Consider the following 17295-nt stretch of genomic DNA (forward strand, 5'->3'; position numbering starts at 1 on the left):
TGGATAGCTTTGGATAAATAAAAGTCCAAGGCTATCTTTTTTGTATCAGTTCTTTTTCTATGATAAAATGCTATCTTTGTCCTCAAAATAATAGGTAAGATGAAACTTCGTTCACTCTATATCCTTTCTATTGTAGGGCTGCTACTGGTAATTGTGGTGCAGATTGGTGGTATGATGTATGCTTACGACAATACCAAGAAAGAGGCGGAACGCGCACTGAACGAATGTTTCCGTCTGGCTTTTATCGAAACGGTGGACAACGAGATTAATAATTTACCGTTTCCTGACATGACTATCCCTTTTTACTCGTATCTATCCAAAGACAGTATCAGGTCTTTCGAAGATGAGATGTTTTTAAACTATCAGCAGGCAGCTTCCTTTCTCGAAGATGTATATCATGTCGCCATTCCATTAGATGTGATGGCGAGGTTGGTAGAGAAGAAACTGAAATGGAAAAATATAGACCGGACTGTAAATATCCGTCCTGCGACGGACAGAAGCAAGCGTTCGGTATATGTACGGTTCAAGTCTGTTCTTTCGGAAAAAGCCTGGTTGAATGAGAAGAAAGGAGAGGCCATTGAAGCTGTCATGTTTTCTCCTTTTATACCGCTTGTCAAGGATATAGTCTTTTTGTTCCTTCCTACGCTTCTCTTGGTTGTTTTTCTGGTGTACAGTTGGGCCAGGCAAATGGATTCCATACTTAAACAAGGTAATGATATTGAGAAGCAGCGGTCTGCTTTTTATGTGCTGGCAGAGAAGATGAGGTTGCCGATAGGTGAGGTACGTAGTCAGATATCGGAGAGCCGGTGGGCAGATATAGAAGCCTCGGGGCAACATTTGCTGGACATGACAGAACATACGCTTACGGGAGCTAAGCAAAGCGAACGGCAGCGGCAGGTGCGCAAGCAATATTCTTTTAAAGTCTTTTCGATTGTCGGGTTGATTGCCGGCTGTCTGCTGATGGTAGTCTGGTTTGTCTATCTGTACCGTGCTTCTTTCAAAGAAACTGCCTATCAGGTAAATGATTGTTTTGAAGCGGCTTTTTATGACGAGGTCTTGAAACGCCGCCTTTCTTTGCTCTACGAACAGACTGATAGGGATGGAAAGGATGAATGGGAAGAGAGTGTTGAATCGCCTTTTGCAAAGGAGCAAAGGGAATTTCTGGAGAAAGAGCAGTCGAAGTATAAGGTGAACCGCTTTGGAGTGGTACATATGTACAATCCGGTCGATTTGAATTATCGACTACGCTCTGCTTTGATTATGCAGCGCAGCATCAATGAAAGCGGAATGGAACTTCCTCTCTCCGTGCAGTACCTCGATTCTGCTTTTGCTTCCAGGTTGGAAGCCTTGGGAATGACCTATAAGAGTGGTATCCGCCAGTACTACGCTCCCTCCGATAGTACAGTGGTGGAAGCAGGATATGCCTCGGCAAAATATCAGGATATTTCTTCCCGGTTTATACCGTTGAAGGAGGACAGCATCCTTTGTATACAAGGTGTGGTGAAGAATCCGTATCGCTACGTCATAAGTTCCGTATGGTATCTGTTTCTGCCTCTTTGGGTGATGTTTTTGGTGGTGTTGGACTGTATTCTCGGCCAGGTGAAAGTTTTGCGTACACAGCGGCATTTGGAGCAATTCCAGAAGGATTTTACTTATGCTATGATACACGACATGAAGTCTCCTCTGAGTTCCATCCTGATGGGAGCTCATATTCTGAATAGCGGCAAATTGTCCGGTAAGCCCGGAAAAGAAGAGAAATACCGGCAGGCGATGATGGAAGAGTGTGAGCATCTGCTTACCCTTTCCAATCGTGTACTGGTACTTACCAAGCTGGATGAGGGACATTTGGAACTCCATCAGGAAGAGGTGCCTTTGCGGCCTTTACTTGATGATATGATTGCCAAAATTTCTCTGAAAACCAGCAAAAGGGTAGAATTTACGACCGTTTATCATCGTTGTGAAATGGTGTATGCCGATGCCTTCTGTTTGCGTGAAGTGTTGGGCAATCTGCTGGACAATGCCATTAAATATTCCCATGAAGAGGTAAAGATAGATATTATTTGCGAATCGGAGAAAGGCTTCTGCAAGATAAAGGTGTGTGACAACGGATTGGGTATTCCCTTAAAAGACCAGTCTCTTATCTTCAACCGTTTTGAACGTTCTGCAGCAGTCGGGCGAAGTGGAAGGGGCGGTGCTGCAGGTTTTGGTCTGGGCCTGAATTATGTACAGCAGGTGATGCTGGCACATGGCGGCAGGGTAGAAGTGGAAAGTGAAGAGGGGCGCTTCAGTGAATTTACACTCTACTTTCCTATTGAGACTGTATAAATTTACCACACGTGGAAATTCAATCCTTCTGATTTGTCAGTAATATAGGAGTCTCCGCCGAATGAGCGTAATTGCCAGAGGATGTAAAGGTCGTCGAAACTCATGACAGCCAGTAATATTCCAAATCGTGTGACATCATAATTGCCACTTGTCATACCATATATAAGGGGCAATATACCCAGTAGCAGGAAGGGCAGCAGGCATGTGGTGCGATATTGCCACATGCGTATCGGCGAAAACAATCTGAACAACAGTTTATGTAGGAATAGATTTACCAGGACAGCTGCCAATATACACATGAAGAATCTGACCAGCGATAGATGGCTGGTTGTTTCTCCATGTATCGACTGAAACAGAATCAGCATTGGTACTGCAAATACTATGGCAGCTATGATGCCGTATTTATTAATCCTCTTGCCCGAAACTACTATCTCTGTCCCTTTTCGGCTTTTTGTTATTGAAATATCTGCTTTCATAGTGTGGATTTTTTGTATTGATGTTGCAAAGGTAGAGTGGGGCACATGCTTCATAAGTTATCGCTACGTTAATATTAGGTTAAGAGGCGTTGTTTTCCTCGTTTATTTTATAGCAATATGACTGTTGCATTCATTCTTTTCCTTATTTTTGCAATATATAATAAACGCATTATGATAAAGTTATTGTTGGTAGAAGACGATGCAAGCTTGAGATATATAGTTCAGGGCGGGTTGGAAGATATGATAGGCGGTTATGAAGTGATTGCTGCCGCCAATGGCGAGGAGGGCTTGAAACAGTGGAAAGAACAACATCCTGATGTGATAGTATCTGATATAGAAATGCCCGTTATGAACGGTTACGAGATGGTGAAGCGTATCCGCGAGACAGATGGGGAAACTCCGATTCTGTTCTCCTCTGCCCTGATATCTCCTAAAGATGTGGTAAAAGGTTATGAAATCGGTGCCAATAACTATATAAAGAAACCGTTCATTCCCGAAGAACTGGATGCACATGTCCACGCCTTATTGAAGCTTTCCAAAGGCGAAAAATCGAAAGACACGAGTCAATGCTACAAGATAGGCAAGGAATATGTGTTGGATGCCACACATGCCACTTTGAAACATGCTTCGGGTGTAAACAAGACTTTGACTGTGCGCGAGACAGGTTTGTTGCAGATGCTTTGTGAGAAGCGGGGAGACGTTATCCGCCGGGAAGCTATCTTGGATAAATTCTGGAATACGGAAGATGATTACTTTGCTTCCCGCAGCCTGGATGTATTTGTGACGAAACTTCGGAAATTTCTTTCGGAAGACGAGTCGGTAACCATTAAAACAGTGAAAGGAGTAGGATTGATACTGATAGAAAATTAATAATGTATCCTTCTATATTGCAATAATTTAGCAGTACATGTACTGTTCTTCTGGTTTATTTTCGTTATTTTTGTATAGCAGTATTATATGAATATAAAGAAGGAGGGTATATGCGTAGAAAACGGAAAGTCAGTATCTCTTGTCTTGGTGGCCGTTTGGGAATCTGCCTGCTGTTGGCTTTTGTGCCGCAATTGCTTTTTGCGCAGGAAGACAGTGTATGTTTCATTCGTGACAGTATACAGATACAGCCGGAATTCAATGAATCTCTATTCTCTCCTTTTGAGCTTCCTTCTGAAAACTCTGCCCCTTCTTCCATGTTTCATCCGGAGCACTCCTATTCCCTGCCCGATTTTTCACTGAAAGAGTCTCTTCGTCTGCCTTATCAGACCAATCCTTCCCTGCTATTTCGGGGAGATTACAGTACAAGCGGTGTATTAAGACAGTTTCCTCACGGCATGTTATTCGGTTCCGGTGGGCAGACCAGCGTACCGGGTATCGGACGTTTCAACAATGCTTCCCTGGGATATCAGCATGCCTTTAACCAAAGGCTGACGCTCCAGCTTGGCGTAGATGCCATGAAGATAAATATGATTCATTCCACCGGGCAGGCTTTCAGTACTTCGGGAGCTTTGCGGTATCAGGCTTCGGACCGTGTAGCTTTTAAGGTTTTCGGTTCGTATGCCATAGGAAATACTTACGGGATGGATACCCACCGCTACGGTGCCACCATGTCTTTGGATATGTCCGAACGTTTTGGTATGGAAGTTGGAGTACAACGTTATTACGATGCTTATCGCGGTCGTTGGGAGACGGTTCCCGTTGTGATTCCCTATTATAATTTCGACAAGTTTAAATTAAGTCTGGATGTAGGTGGAATTTTGTATGAGATTCTGCGTAACACCGTCTTTGATAATAGAGGGGGCAGTGGCGGAGCGACTATTGCCCCACCACGTTTTCAGATGCCGCCATTGAGATAAGATAAGTATAAATCAGCTTTTTGTAGGGACAATCATCAAACAATTTACTACTGTTACATAATATTATTGCTAATGTAGAAATACTTTCATGATATTTCGTTTATTTTTTGTTTTGCTGTTCGTTTTTGTGCGGACAGTTGTCCGAAAATGGACATTACTATAAAATAGTTATTCTTTGATAATCAGTGATTTAATTCTTTGGCACGCAGATTGACTATATATAGGCGAAGGCGGTTATGAAACAACAACCTCCTCAGAGAAAGAAGTAATAACAATAAAAAATAACGATTATGAAAGCAACAGTATTTTCAAAAGCAGTGGTAATGATGGCAGTGGTAATGGCAAGTGTAATGAACTTTTCTGCAAGCGCGACAACTCCTGCCGATTATGTGAAAAACGAGGAGATGACCGGAGAACTGATGACCGCCAAGACTATCTTCCGCAATGAGGACGGACACCTTTTCCGTCACCTCCGCTACACTTACACTTATGACAGTGAGAACCGTGTGACGAGCAAGGAAGCTTTCAAGTGGGATAGCGTAAAGGAAGCCTGGGTGCCTTATTTCAAGCTGGATGTTGAATACACTGACAGTGAAGTTGAGTTGAACTATGCCCGTTGGAACAGTAGAACTAATGGTTACGACAGCTATACGCAAACTACCGTTTACGAACTGAATGACAGCAATGCGGCTTTGATGTTGGCAAGTACCAAATAAAGGATAATATATCAAATACAAAAGAGCCAAGTATCGTGAGGTGACACACCTTTGATACTTGGCTCTTTTTCGTTGAGGAAATGTATTATTGTTTCTCTGTTATCAGTCCGACAGCATAATTCAGCACTGTATCTTCATCCTTCATGAAATCTGCTACGGTTTGGGATACTTGATGATGGGGCGGTATGCCTATACCTTCCATGGGGAAACCTTTAGAAGAGACGTCCGGCTGGCGGGTAGGGATACGGAAATAGGTCCGCTGTTTGGTACAGAAAGGACGGGGGCCATTGCCGGTATCCCCTCCGGTAGCTTCGCCGATGAGGGTGACATTTCCGCTTTCCTTCATGTCGAGTGTGAAGCTCTCGGCAGCAGAGAGCGTATATGTGTCGGTCAGCAGATAGATTTTACCTTTATAGGCGTCGGCTTCGGGCTGCATGATGTAGCTCTTGCTGACGCAGTGTGGTTGTGCTTCGCGGATGAAGTACTTGCAGATGTTTACTCCATTCATGCTGTTTCCTCCGCCGTTTCTACGTACGTCTATAATGAGGTATGGTAAATCCTTGACTTTGGGATAGACCGCCTTGAAATCTTCCATGACGGGGTTCATCATGGTTTTGATGGTAAGGTAACCAATGCTGTCTTGTAATATCCTGCTCTCCACAGTTTGTTCTTCGTTATCCGGAAAATAGTCCCTTTGTTTCAAGGGAAGGGTGGCGGTCAGAGTATCGCCCCCTCTCAGCAGTGTATAGTTTCTTAGGGTGTCTGCATAACTACGGAACGCATCATAGGCTGTACGGAGCCGTCTGTGGGGGACGGTAGATGCTTCGGTATATTTTTCGTTCTGTTCAATCCATTGTTTATAGGGGAGTCCGTTGATAGCTATAATCCGGTCTTTGTCCTGGAAGCCGTATTCTGTCAGATAGTCACTGGGTTTGTCAACGAACAAGGAATCCTCTATAAAGGCTACGCGCTGATTGGCTGTGTACCTCTTGTAGCAGGTAATGGCGTGGGCGCATTGTAAGGCAGAGATGTATTCCTGCACTATCAGTCCGTAGTCTGTGGTGGTCTGCGCCTGGCGAACGCGGGCGTCACAAGCTTGATACAATGAATCCATATTCAGATGCTTGGCCTGGTATAATGAATAATTCTCCATGACAATCTGGTGTATTTCTTTGAAATCTTCTTCAAACTGCGAGGGGGGTAACGGTAGTTCCGCGATGTAGAAGTTTTCTACATCAATCTGCTTGTCATTATAGAAATAGTTGGCATAAACATACAAACCACACCAAATGGTTGCCAGTACAGCCATTACGATGACTATTACTTTTGAAATTTTTTTCAGAATCTTCATGTTTTATAGAGTTTAGTCGATATTTGCTTTTTCGGCAAAAATAGTAATAATTTTTGTTAATCTTATTTTTCTAACTCCTTATTTGCCAATAATGGTAACATGGAGGTAACTAACTGAGCTTCAAGTGCCTTCTTGTACGATGTCTGGTAGTTGGCTAACTTTGCAGCCGTAAATCAAAACATACTAAGGAGAAGTGATTATGAAGAACTATCAGAAAGTAAATGTGCCTGCAGGCGAGGCACGTGTCGAGTTGCACGATTCATTGAATCTGACTGGTGCAGAAGTATCTATCAGCAATTTGCCGGCTGGTGCAGGAGTACCTTTTGTGCATTCGCACAAGCAAAATGAAGAAATTTATGCCGTCCTCTCCGGACGCGGCACCATGGTGGTTGACGGAGAAACCGTAGAACTGCAGGCGGGTGACTGGCTTCGCGTGGCTCCGGCAGGAGAACGCCAATTGTCGGCTGCGGCAGACAGCGCCATCAGTGTGATTTGTATTCAGGTGAAAGCCGGCTCTCTGGAAGGCTTTACGATGACGGACGGTGTGGTGAAGTAAGAGGAAGTCACACAAGTAGAATTAAGGTGATAGGGGATGGTCTGTGGTGCAGGCTATTCCCTATTGTCATATGATGTGCAGTGATTTATTGACTGCGATTTGTTTTAAGTCAAAATAATCATATATTTTGTACTATACCTAAGAAAACAGACTATGTCAACTGATGCAATAAAACAGAAATTATGATTAAATTGAAGAAAGAGCATTGTTTCTGTCACATAACGAGGACCCAATCAAAGAGCTTAAAACTAAAAATTGAAAACATAATATCATGACCCAGCATAATGCCATCAAGCTTTTCGAAGCGAAGAAAGTCCGAACCGTTTGGGACGACATAGAAGAAAGATGGTACTTCTCAATAGTAGATGTGGTGACAGTCTGCTGTATGCCTATCCAGTTACGTCTCCGATAGATTGGAAAAGGAAAGATATAAGAGGAAACGTGTTTTCATTTTGTTCTTGTTTTGGGCGCAAAAGTAATAAATATCTCCGTTAACCTAACATTAACGTAACGATAACCTAAAAGCTTTTTACCACCTCCTATCTTTGCAATGTCGAAAGGGAACAACTCCCCCAAAGACAAGAACTTGAAACAAAATGTATAACTTAAAAAATAGAACCATTATGAAGACTTTAGTAATTTCAGCAATCATCGCAATGACCTCTTTAGTAAACGTAGTAAGCGCAGCAGCCGTTAATCGTACAGACAACTTTGCCTATAATACCGAAACCAACGACGGCCGTGTGGAAACACAAACCGTATTCAAAGTGGAGAATCAGAAATTCCTGCACCACCACTTGAAGTACAATTACATTTACGACAACTCCGGTCGCATCTCCCAAAAAGAAGTGCTGAAATGGAACGAATCCACGCAAAGCTTTGAGAAGCACCACAGTCTTAACTTCTTCTATACGGATGACGTCACTGTGGAATACGCCCTCTGGAACGAGCAAAGCAATGCCTACACCGACATCAAGCAGAAAGCCGTCTATCGGCAGACCGACAGCAGTGTCCTGCGCTACCTCAGCTACGAATGGGACGAAAAGAACAATGACTGGAGCTTGACAGCACCATCACATGACGGGTGAATCTGTGCAGTTATTGGCAGAGAAATAAGAAAACACGATTTCTATTCTATTTATTTTAAAAACCAAGACATTATGGCAATATTATTTCGCAAACACGAACGTTTAAGTAATTTGGCACAGAATTCTGTAAAAAGGTATATCCTACAATTATATATAAATACAGCAATCCGGCAAGACTGAAAGAAGTGGCAAAGGAAATCAGCACCATGTCCAGTGGGAGTGAGGGTAATTCCTATAGTGTGCTGAAAGTTATCTGAAGAAATCACTGTTGGCAGGTCGTATCGTGACTGAGTAAATTCTGAAAATATAGAGACTATGGGCCTCCTTTCTACACTGTGTGCGGGAGGGAGGCCTTCTTCTCTTCCAAAAATAACCGGATTGCCTTTCTTGAACAAACAATTATAAATATCTTTGGAGCATTATTCACTCATTAAACTAACAGAAAACACCATGAAAGTCACAAACAAATCAACAGTGAGAGTAGGCGCGGCAGGAGTCGCAGTCATTGGAATTATAGTATTGTTCTTGGTCATGTTTGCCGTGGAGCGTATTGATTCGGGACAGACGGGCATCATCGTCAATCTGGCCGGTAGTGAGCGTGGAGTAGATGATGCCAAGGTGGAAACCGGATGGGTGGTTTACAACCGTTTTGCCAAGCAGCTATTCGAATATCCTGCATTTGCGCAGATTGTAGACTACGAACCTTTCGACATTCAGGACAAGAAGGGAACCATCTTCAAGACAGACCCTACTATAGAATACTTCATTGAGCGGGAGGATGCCAAAGTAGTTTTTCTACGCTATCGCAAGACTACCGAAGAATTGGAACAGAGTGTTATCCTGACAGAAGTGAAGAACGCTTATAAGGACGTGGCAGGACTCTATGAGACGGATTCGCTCATCAACAACCGTCCGGCTTTCGAGAAGGAGGTGGAGGCATTACTGAAGGAGCGTCTCAGTACCCGTGGCTTTACGTTTACCAACATACAGTCGTCCGTGAAACCCAACGATGTGCTGCAAGCTGCCATTGACGAAAAGAATACTGCTGTGCAGAATGCCTTGAAGGTGGAGAATGAAAAGAAAGCCGCTATAGCCGAGGCGGAAAAGGTAGTAGCTGCCGCCAAGGGTAAGGCAGATGCCAACCGTATCCTTCAACAAAGCATCACGCCGGAATTGATTCAACTAAAGGCTGTGGAGAAATGGGACGGGAAATTGCCGTTGTCTACCGGTGGAAATACGTTGCCATTCCTGAAGTTGCAATGACAATCTCTATGAGACCCCATTGGCAACTTGATTCTTTTGGGGAGGTACTGATTGTGTGCGCGGATAATCACAAATAAATCAAGCGGTAAGCCATCTATCTCTCTATTTGCTAAGATTTATTCGTCCGATACTTGTTGAATTATCGTCCGACAGCCGTTGAATTATCGTCCGACAATTGTCGGACGATAATTCAACGGCTGTCGGACGAATAAGTTTTAGTAAGCAAGAATTTAAAATGCAGTATTGCAGGAATTGTTGCTTAAATAGGGAATGTAGTAAATGGGAGACAACTGTTGCTCATCCTTGTTGGGATCGCATGAACAAGGTTTTCAAGAAGATAAAGGGCGTTTCGCCGAGTGAATATGTACTTTTGTAAGGGAAAAGGGGAAAGATACGAAAGGTATGGGCATAAAAAAAGGAGTACCGCTGTACTCCAACCTTTGTTAACCTTAAATCTAATACTATGAAAAATACATTGCAAAGGTACGAACTTTTTGCTTATCTCCAAATAAAGCAAATAAAAAAGACTGTTTTATAACATGTTTTAGGAAAATGCGTCTCTTTGTTAAGGCTTGCTAAGGTTTTGAAGCCTCTCCGTGGCTGTTTTCTAAAAAAGAATTATCTTTGTCACATTAAGTTTTGGGTCTTACTTGACGATTTCCTGCTCTCTTGGCTCAAAGCTTTGGAAATTAAAAATTAAAGACTTGTATGCACGAAGATATTGTCCTTACCCCGATGATGAAGCAGTTCCTCGACTTGAAGGCAAAGCATCCCGATGCTGTCATGCTGTTTCGTTGTGGTGACTTCTATGAAACCTATTCCACCGATGCCGTCGTCGCGTCCGAAATCCTCGGTATTACCTTGACCAAACGTGCCAATGGCAAGGGGAAAACCATCGAAATGGCGGGTTTCCCGCATCATGCGCTCGACACCTATCTGCCCAAGCTGATACGTGCCGGCAAGCGTGTGGCCATCTGCGACCAGTTGGAGGACCCGAAGCTGACGAAGAAACTGGTGAAGCGCGGCATCACGGAGCTGGTGACGCCGGGAGTTTCCATCAACGACAATGTGCTGAACTACCGGGAGAACAACTTCCTGGCTGCCGTGCATTTCGGTAAGGGTGCCTGCGGTGTGGCTTTCCTGGACATATCTACGGGCGAATTTCTGACGGCGGAAGGACCTTTCGACTATGTGGACAAGCTGCTGAACAACTTTGCCCCCAAAGAGGTGCTTTTCGAGCGTGGCAAGCGGCTGATGTTCGAAGGAAACTTCGGCAGCAAGTTCTTCACCTTCGAGTTGGACGACTGGGTGTTTACCGAGACATCTGCCCGCGAAAAGCTGCTGAAGCATTTCGAGGTGAAGAACTTGAAAGGCTTCGGTGTGGAGCATCTCAAGAACGGTATCATCGCTTCGGGAGCCATCCTGCAATACCTCATCATGACGCAGCATACGCAGATAGGGCATGTCACTTCGCTGGCACGCATCGAGGAGGATAAGTATGTCCGCCTGGATAAGTTCACGGTGCGCAGCCTGGAGTTGATGGGGTCGATGAACGACGGTGGCAGTAGTCTGCTGAATGTGATAGACAAGACCATCAGCCCGATGGGTGCCCGCCTGCTGAAACGCTGGCTGGTATTCCCGTTGAAGGACGTGCAGCCGATTAACGAGCGGCTGAATGTGGTGGAATACTTTTTCCGCCAGCCCGATTTCAAAGAGTTGATAGAAGAGCAGTTGCATTTGATTGGCGACTTGGAACGCATCATCTCCAAAGTGGCGGTAGGGCGTGTCTCTCCGCGTGAGGTGGTGGCGCTGAAGGTGGCTTTGCAGGCGATAGAACCCATCAAGGCGGCTTGCATGGATGCCGATAATGCCAGCTTGAACCATATAGGCGAGCAGTTGAATATCTGCCAGTTTATCCGCGACCGCATTGACCGGGAGATAGACAATGACCCGCCGTTATTGATTAATAAGGGAGGTGTCATCAAATCCGGTGTCAGTGCCGAGCTGGACGAGTTGCGCCGGATTGCCTACTCCGGCAAGGATTATCTGTTGCAGATACAGCAGCGCGAGAGCGAACTGACAGAGATTCCCAGCTTGAAGATAGGCTACAACAATGTCTTCGGCTACTACATTGAGGTGCGCAACACGCATAAGGACAAGGTGCCGGCAGAGTGGATACGCAAACAGACCCTTGCCAATGCCGAGCGCTATATTACCCAGGAATTGAAGGAGTACGAGGAGAAGATTCTCGGCGCGGAGGACAAGATACTGGTACTGGAAACACAACTCTATGCAGAGCTGGTACAATCTTTGAGCGAGTTCATTCCTGCCATTCAAATCAATGCGAACCAGATAGCACGGTTGGACTGCCTGCTCTCCTTTGCCACAGCGGCGCGCGAGAACAACTATATACGCCCCGTCATTGCCGACGACGACGTGCTGGAAATCCATCAGGGACGGCATCCGGTCATTGAGAAGCAGCTCCCCATCGGCGAGAAGTATATTGCCAACGATGTGATGCTGGACAGCCAGACGCAGCAGATTATCATCATTACGGGTCCCAACATGGCGGGTAAGTCCGCTTTGCTGAGGCAGACGGCGCTGATTACGCTGCTGGCTCAAATCGGCAGTTTCGTGCCTGCGGAGAGTGCCCATATCGGTTTGGTGGATAAGATATTCACCCGTGTGGGTGCCAGCGATAATATTTCCGTGGGCGAGTCTACCTTTATGGTGGAGATGAACGAGGCGGCGGATATCTTGAACAACCTTTCTCCCCGCAGCCTGGTGCTGTTCGACGAGCTGGGACGCGGTACTTCTACGTACGACGGTATTTCCATCGCCTGGGCGATTGTGGAGCATATCCATGAGCATCCAAAGGCGAAGGCACGCACCTTGTTTGCCACGCACTACCATGAGTTGAACGAGATGGAGAAAAGCTTCAAGCGTATTAAGAACTACAACGTTTCGGTGAAGGAGATAGATAACAAAGTCATCTTCCTGCGCAAATTGGAGCGCGGTGGCAGCGAACACTCCTTCGGTATTCATGTAGCCAAAATGGCGGGTATGCCCAAAAGCATCGTGAAGCGTGCCAATGACATTCTGAAACAACTGGAAACAGACAACCGCCAGCAGGGGATTTCCAGCAAACCGATGGTGGAAGTGGGAGAGACACGCGGTGGTATGCAGCTCAGCTTCTTTCAGCTCGACGACCCGGTGCTGTGCCAGATACGCGATGAGATACTGAATCTGGATGTGAATAACTTGACGCCGCTGGAGGCGCTGAACAAGCTGAATGATATTAAGCGGATAGTGAAGGGAAAGTGATTTTTACTTATAGGAGAAAACGTGGAATTTCAGGACTTGTACAAGTTTTTGCACAAGCCCTGAAACTCCATGGTTAATAGTTTTTCCTCTAAAATTATTCTTCCAAGATTATCTCTAATTCTGCTATGGCAGCTTTCTTTCCTTTGTCATGGGCCGATAATCCCAATAGTTTCACATAACGTGCCCGGCAAGGAGTAAATTCTATAGTTTGCGTTGCTGTACCTATATGGAAGGTGCCATAGATAATGGGCTGCCCCCAATTTTTTCCATCTTTGCTTGCATATACTTCATAGGAAGCTATCCGTCCTTCTTCGCTATCTTGTCGCGGAGTGTAGCGGATACCCTTTATAGTGGCCTCTTTGGATAGGGAAAGATGTATCTCATGAGGGTAGGGCTATGTAGAATTGGTTGTGTACCGTGTGCCAATAGGTGTTTATGTTACCGTCTGCCGCCAGCTTCATGCTGTTGTCTGCATCGCTGTCTACGGAGACCACTATTTGTCTCTGGGATGCTCCGCTGATGTTTTTCAGGATGCTCACATTCAGTTCGGCTGCCGAAGCCCATTTCCTGCCGTGCATTTCGGACAAGGGAACGAATTTGAAGTAACGGGCAGTGACGGGTGTTTCCAATGTTATGGTTTGGGCAGACGTCAGATTGGAGAATGTACCTTTGACGGTGCTTTCCCAATTTTTTCCGTCTTTGCTGAAGCTTAGCTCGTAGTCTTTGACGTGTCCGTTATCATTGGAATGTCGTGCTGTGTAGATGAATTTGTCCACTACCAGTAGGGAAGCCATGTCTACCACAATGCTGTGTGGAAACTCTGGAATGGGTTCGTGCCAACGGGTGTGCCAATACGTGGAAGGGTCTCCATCGATGGCGTTTTGCGCCTCTTCTCCTTGGCTGTCGCTGCTGGAGGAGACCACCTTCCATGCCGAGTGGTCTACGAATATGGGTAGTTCCATAGTATTGACCAGGCTCTTGCCTAATTTTCCAGAAACAGCGTATGTTTGTATCTTTCCACCGTCAATGAACTCGAATGGAGCTGTGTATTCCCGGTATTCGTTACCGTTAAGGCTGTAGAAGATGGTCGCGTCCGGAGTTCCGGTACTCATTTGCAGGTAACCGTTGTTATCGCGTTCTACCATTACGGGCATGCATGCAGGCATCTGTACGCGTGCTTTCTTGGTAAGCTCACTTTGCGTGTAGCTTCTTTCCAAAGGCATCATGATGAAGCTGAATGCTACGGGAGTTGCTTGCAGTTCGTATTTTTTCATCGGGCCTGGACCGCAGCTTGCGTTGCCCAGAGGACGATTGTGGGCATCAAGACAAAGAACTGTCTCCTTGCGCATCGGGATGTCGTATTTGTGAATCAGTTTTTGCAGATGGTCGGGGTCTGCCATGTCTTGTGCTCTGACATGCAGGGCAGAAGCCGCCATTTGGTCGCCTGCCACGAAAACGAAGCCCATACCGTCGGCGTTGGTGATGGAAATCCAGCGTACCTCTTCATGGTTACCCATCTCCTGAGGCTTTACATAGTTCACCCATTGGTCGGATACTGTACTTTCGTATACGCCTATTGGGGTGGCATCCTTGCGGTCTACGTAGTTTTCCCATGGGCCACGTCCATACCAACGCATACGCTCGAAGCCTTCGGGCAGTTCCATTCGATAGCCCACACGCGGAATGATTTCGCTGTCGGATACCGGGATGATGACACTGTTCACCATGATGGAACCATCGGCATTTACGGTGTATTCTATTTCTGTGCGATACTCAAAACCGAGTTTACCTTTGTGGCAGTTCCGGATGTGCAGGGTTATTCTGTCCTCTTCTTGGTGGGTTTCCCATTTGCCGGTTTCCGCTTGCAGCTGGTAAAGGCCTTTGCGTTGCCAATCGCCACTTACCTGTTTATCGTTGTCGGTGGGAGCACGGAAGAGGTTCAGTTCGAGTCCTTTACTTATCAGGGGGATATTATTCAATGTATATGCCGATAAAGTTCCTTCTTCCTTGGAGAAGACAGCTTCAAAACGTTCACCTTTCACCACCAATGCGTCGGCAGTTTCGTTTAGATTGATGTTTCCTTTTTCGGGTACGAATATAGGTTTCTCGCTGCTTGATAGCTTGAATTGTTCGGTGGCTACCTCGTAGTCGGCTTTTGCCCATTCGGTATCTCTTTTTTGGCAGAAACTGAAATTGATAAAGTATTCTGCTCCGGGTACCTTCGTTGCGGGTATGTCTGGCAGGGTGATGACTTTGCTTGCCTGTGCTTCCAGCTTCAAATCTTCCAGATTGCCTGAGCAGACGGTCCTTCCATCTTCCGTTATTTCGTATCTCCCGTAGAGGTCTTCCATATTGGCATGGAATCGCTTGTTGCTGATTCTATATTTGCCATTCCCTAATGCTTCTATGCGGATGGGTTGATGTATCTTCTTCATTTCATAGGATTTGGCAGATAATGTACGGTCGGAGAAGATGACGCCGTTGGTACAGAAGTTACCGTCGTTGGGCTTGTCACCAAAGTCACCGCCTACGGCCATGTAGAAGCCTTTGCCGTCGGGAGTGGGCATACGCAGGCTTTGGTCCACCCAATCCCAAATGAAACCTCCGATGAGTGCCGGATAGCGTTCGTAGGTTTCCCAGTATTCCTTGAAGTTTCCTATGGAATTTCCCATGGCATGGGCATACTCGCATACTACGTGAGGTTTCACGATCTCGCCCTTTTGTATTTTCTCCAATCGTTCACGGCCTACGTTTTCCAGCCAGTCCACACTTGGGTACATGCAACTGGTCACGTCGCAGAAGGAACTGTTTCCCTCGTAGTGGGTGGGGCGGGTAGTATCCAAACGTTTGATGGCCTTTTCAGCAGTGGAGAAGTTGTTTCCGTTTCCCGATTCGTTGCCCATGGACCACATTACGATGGAAGCGTGGTTACGGAAACGTTTCACTTGGTTCTCGTTGCGCTCGGTGAATGATTTTTCCCACTGTGGCTCGTGTGAGAGACGCATTTCGCCGTGGCACTCTACATTGGCTTCTGCCAATACATAGATGCCATAGCGGTCGCATAGGTCGTAAAAGTAAGGGTTGTTGGGGTAATGGGAGGTACGGACAGCATTTACGTTCAGCGCTTTCATTAGTTGTACGTCCTTTTCCATCTCTTCTTTGGAGACGGTACGGCCATTCAATGGGCTGTGATCGTGGCGGTTGACACCTTTGAAAAGAGTGGGTTTGCCGTTAATCAGCAGTTGTCCGTTTTTGGCAAACTCTATTTCGCGGAAGCCTACCTTTACACTACGTAGGTCTGTCACTTTTCCTTTCTGTTTTAGGGTCAGGGTCAGGTTGTAGAGGCTGGGTGTTTCGGCTGTCCATTTCAGTGGGTTCTTCACATCGAATTCCAGATGGGTACTACCTATTTTTGTGGCGTGGATAGTGCGTGATAGCACTTCCTTTCCTTCTGTGTCGGAGAGCTTCACTATGAGTTCGGCAGAACTTTTCTTACCGGTGATTTCCACGTCCAAAAAAACTGTAGCATTACGATAATCTCCGTCCAAGTCGGTTCGGAAGAAGAAGTCCCTAATTTGCGTGCGTGGTGCTGACCATAGGAATACATCGCGGAAGATACCGCTGAACCGCCAGAAATCTTGACATTCAAGAAAGCTTCCATCGGTGAAACGGTACACTTCAACTGCCAATGTGTTTTTTCCTTCTTGTAAATAGGGAGTCAGATTGAACTCGGCAGGTAAGTAGCTGTCTTCTGAATAGCCCACTTTTTTACCGTTCAACCAAAGATAGAAACCTGCTTCCACTCCATTGAAGCGAATAAATACATCTCTGCCCTTCCAAGATGTGGGCAAAGTGAATTCACGTCGGTAACTGCCTACGGGATTGGGCATGTTGGCAAAAGTATAGTCTGCCGGGCGAGGTTGGATGACGTTGGGTCATTGTACTCCTTTACTGTAATCACAGAAAGGGTAAATGGTATTACAATACAAAGGCTTGTCCCAGGGCTTATTATGGCGTACAGCCTCTATCTGCCATGTGGCGGGCACTTTGATGTTATCCCAGCCACTTACGTCGTAGTCGGGCTTGAAGAAATCCTTCGGCCGTTTTTCGGGATCGGCCACCCAATGGAATTTCCATGTACCGTTCAGAGTTTGATAATAGGGGGATTCCTCGATGCTCAGGCGTAGGGCTTGTCCTTCGTCGGCAAAGGGAATAGCGGTTTGGCATGCCGTTTCTTTGTTCACTCCCGAAATGTTCAGGTCATTCCATTCGGGTTGTTCGTGAGTTTGTGCTGTTGCGGTAGCAAGCAGCCCGGTGAATGCGATACTCAAAAAAGAGCTTCTTTTCAT

General features: G+C 45.9%; 11 protein-coding genes and 1 pseudogene. 9 read left to right on the top strand and 3 right to left on the bottom strand.

The genetic code is table 11. From position 1 onward, the window contains the following. Positions 1-99 precede the first annotated feature (99 nt). Complete coding sequence (locus tag ITJ87_RS04225; RefSeq protein WP_009037489.1) at positions 100-2325, top strand: sensor histidine kinase KdpD; 2226 nt, start codon at positions 100-102, stop codon at positions 2323-2325. Between the two features lie 2 nt (positions 2326-2327). Here the strand turns inward: ITJ87_RS04225 and ITJ87_RS04230 are convergent, their stop codons facing one another. After that, positions 2328-2801 (bottom strand): metalloprotease family protein, encoded by a 474-nt coding sequence (locus ITJ87_RS04230; protein ID WP_227187434.1) that lies wholly within the window; start codon positions 2799-2801, stop codon positions 2328-2330. Positions 2802-2972: 171 nt separating this feature from the next. Here ITJ87_RS04230 and ITJ87_RS04235 point away from each other — a divergent pair, with 171 nt between their 5' ends. From ITJ87_RS04235 to ITJ87_RS04245, 3 genes are all read left to right on the top strand, one after another. Then, positions 2973-3671 carry a response regulator transcription factor gene (locus ITJ87_RS04235; protein WP_009037487.1) on the top strand — a complete coding sequence of 233 codons (699 nt, stop codon included), beginning with the start codon at positions 2973-2975 and terminating at the stop codon, positions 3669-3671. Between the two features lie 110 nt (positions 3672-3781). Further along, the gene (locus ITJ87_RS04240; protein ID WP_117964353.1) at positions 3782-4648 is read left to right on the top strand and encodes a hypothetical protein; all 867 of its coding nucleotides are present in this window, start codon (positions 3782-3784) and stop codon (positions 4646-4648) included. A 290-nt stretch (positions 4649-4938) separates the two neighbouring features. Then, positions 4939-5364 (top strand): DUF3836 domain-containing protein, encoded by a 426-nt coding sequence (locus ITJ87_RS04245; RefSeq protein ID WP_005824804.1) that lies wholly within the window; start codon positions 4939-4941, stop codon positions 5362-5364. A gap of 85 nt (positions 5365-5449) precedes the next feature. Here the strand turns inward: ITJ87_RS04245 and ITJ87_RS04250 are convergent, their stop codons facing one another. Continuing rightward, positions 5450-6715 (bottom strand): S41 family peptidase, encoded by a 1266-nt coding sequence (locus ITJ87_RS04250; RefSeq protein WP_117964352.1) that lies wholly within the window; start codon positions 6713-6715, stop codon positions 5450-5452. A 199-nt stretch (positions 6716-6914) separates the two neighbouring features. Here ITJ87_RS04250 and ITJ87_RS04255 point away from each other — a divergent pair, with 199 nt between their 5' ends. The 5 genes from ITJ87_RS04255 (at position 6915) to mutS (ending at position 12946) form a co-directional block, all read left to right on the top strand. Continuing rightward, positions 6915-7271, top strand: a complete 357-nt coding sequence (locus ITJ87_RS04255) for a cupin domain-containing protein (protein ID WP_005824807.1) — start codon at positions 6915-6917, stop codon at positions 7269-7271. Positions 7272-7542: 271 nt separating this feature from the next. Continuing rightward, entirely contained in the window at positions 7543-7683 is a 141-nt protein-coding gene (locus ITJ87_RS04260) for a hypothetical protein (protein ID WP_005824809.1), read from the top strand. A 211-nt stretch (positions 7684-7894) separates the two neighbouring features. Next, on the top strand, positions 7895-8359 hold the full coding sequence (locus tag ITJ87_RS04265; protein ID WP_117599908.1) for a DUF3836 domain-containing protein: 465 nt from the start codon (positions 7895-7897) through the stop codon (positions 8357-8359). Positions 8360-8809: 450 nt separating this feature from the next. Beyond that, positions 8810-9622, top strand: a complete 813-nt coding sequence (locus tag ITJ87_RS04270) for an SPFH domain-containing protein (RefSeq protein WP_005824816.1) — start codon at positions 8810-8812, stop codon at positions 9620-9622. A 708-nt stretch (positions 9623-10330) separates the two neighbouring features. Next, positions 10331-12946 carry a DNA mismatch repair protein MutS gene (gene mutS, locus ITJ87_RS04275; protein WP_005833942.1) on the top strand — a complete coding sequence of 872 codons (2616 nt, stop codon included), beginning with the start codon at positions 10331-10333 and terminating at the stop codon, positions 12944-12946. 94 nt (positions 12947-13040) lie between these two features. Here the strand turns inward: mutS and ITJ87_RS04280 are convergent. Then, positions 13041-17295, bottom strand: a pseudogene (locus ITJ87_RS04280) (glycoside hydrolase family 2 TIM barrel-domain containing protein).

The sequence above is a fragment of the Bacteroides sp. HF-162 genome (genome assembly GCF_015679285.1).
GTDB lineage: Bacteria > Bacteroidota > Bacteroidia > Bacteroidales > Bacteroidaceae > Bacteroides > Bacteroides uniformis.

Bases quoted from the DNA above. Each gene is read 5' to 3' on its own strand.
- ITJ87_RS04230 (WP_227187434.1), bottom strand. From the start codon at position 2,801: ATGAAAGCAGATATTTCAATAACAAAAAGCCGAAAAGGGACAGAGATA.
- ITJ87_RS04245 (WP_005824804.1), top strand. From the start codon at position 4,939: ATGAAAGCAACAGTATTTTCAAAAGCAGTGGTAATGATGGCAGTGGTA.
- ITJ87_RS04225 (WP_009037489.1), top strand. From the start codon at position 100: ATGAAACTTCGTTCACTCTATATCCTTTCTATTGTAGGGCTGCTACTG.
- mutS (WP_005833942.1), top strand. From the start codon at position 10,331: ATGCACGAAGATATTGTCCTTACCCCGATGATGAAGCAGTTCCTCGAC.
- ITJ87_RS04265 (WP_117599908.1), top strand. From the start codon at position 7,895: ATGAAGACTTTAGTAATTTCAGCAATCATCGCAATGACCTCTTTAGTA.
- ITJ87_RS04240 (WP_117964353.1), top strand. From the start codon at position 3,782: ATGCGTAGAAAACGGAAAGTCAGTATCTCTTGTCTTGGTGGCCGTTTG.
- ITJ87_RS04270 (WP_005824816.1), top strand. From the start codon at position 8,810: ATGAAAGTCACAAACAAATCAACAGTGAGAGTAGGCGCGGCAGGAGTC.
- ITJ87_RS04255 (WP_005824807.1), top strand. From the start codon at position 6,915: ATGAAGAACTATCAGAAAGTAAATGTGCCTGCAGGCGAGGCACGTGTC.
- ITJ87_RS04260 (WP_005824809.1), top strand. From the start codon at position 7,543: ATGACCCAGCATAATGCCATCAAGCTTTTCGAAGCGAAGAAAGTCCGA.
- ITJ87_RS04235 (WP_009037487.1), top strand. From the start codon at position 2,973: ATGATAAAGTTATTGTTGGTAGAAGACGATGCAAGCTTGAGATATATA.
- ITJ87_RS04250 (WP_117964352.1), bottom strand. From the start codon at position 6,715: ATGAAGATTCTGAAAAAAATTTCAAAAGTAATAGTCATCGTAATGGCT.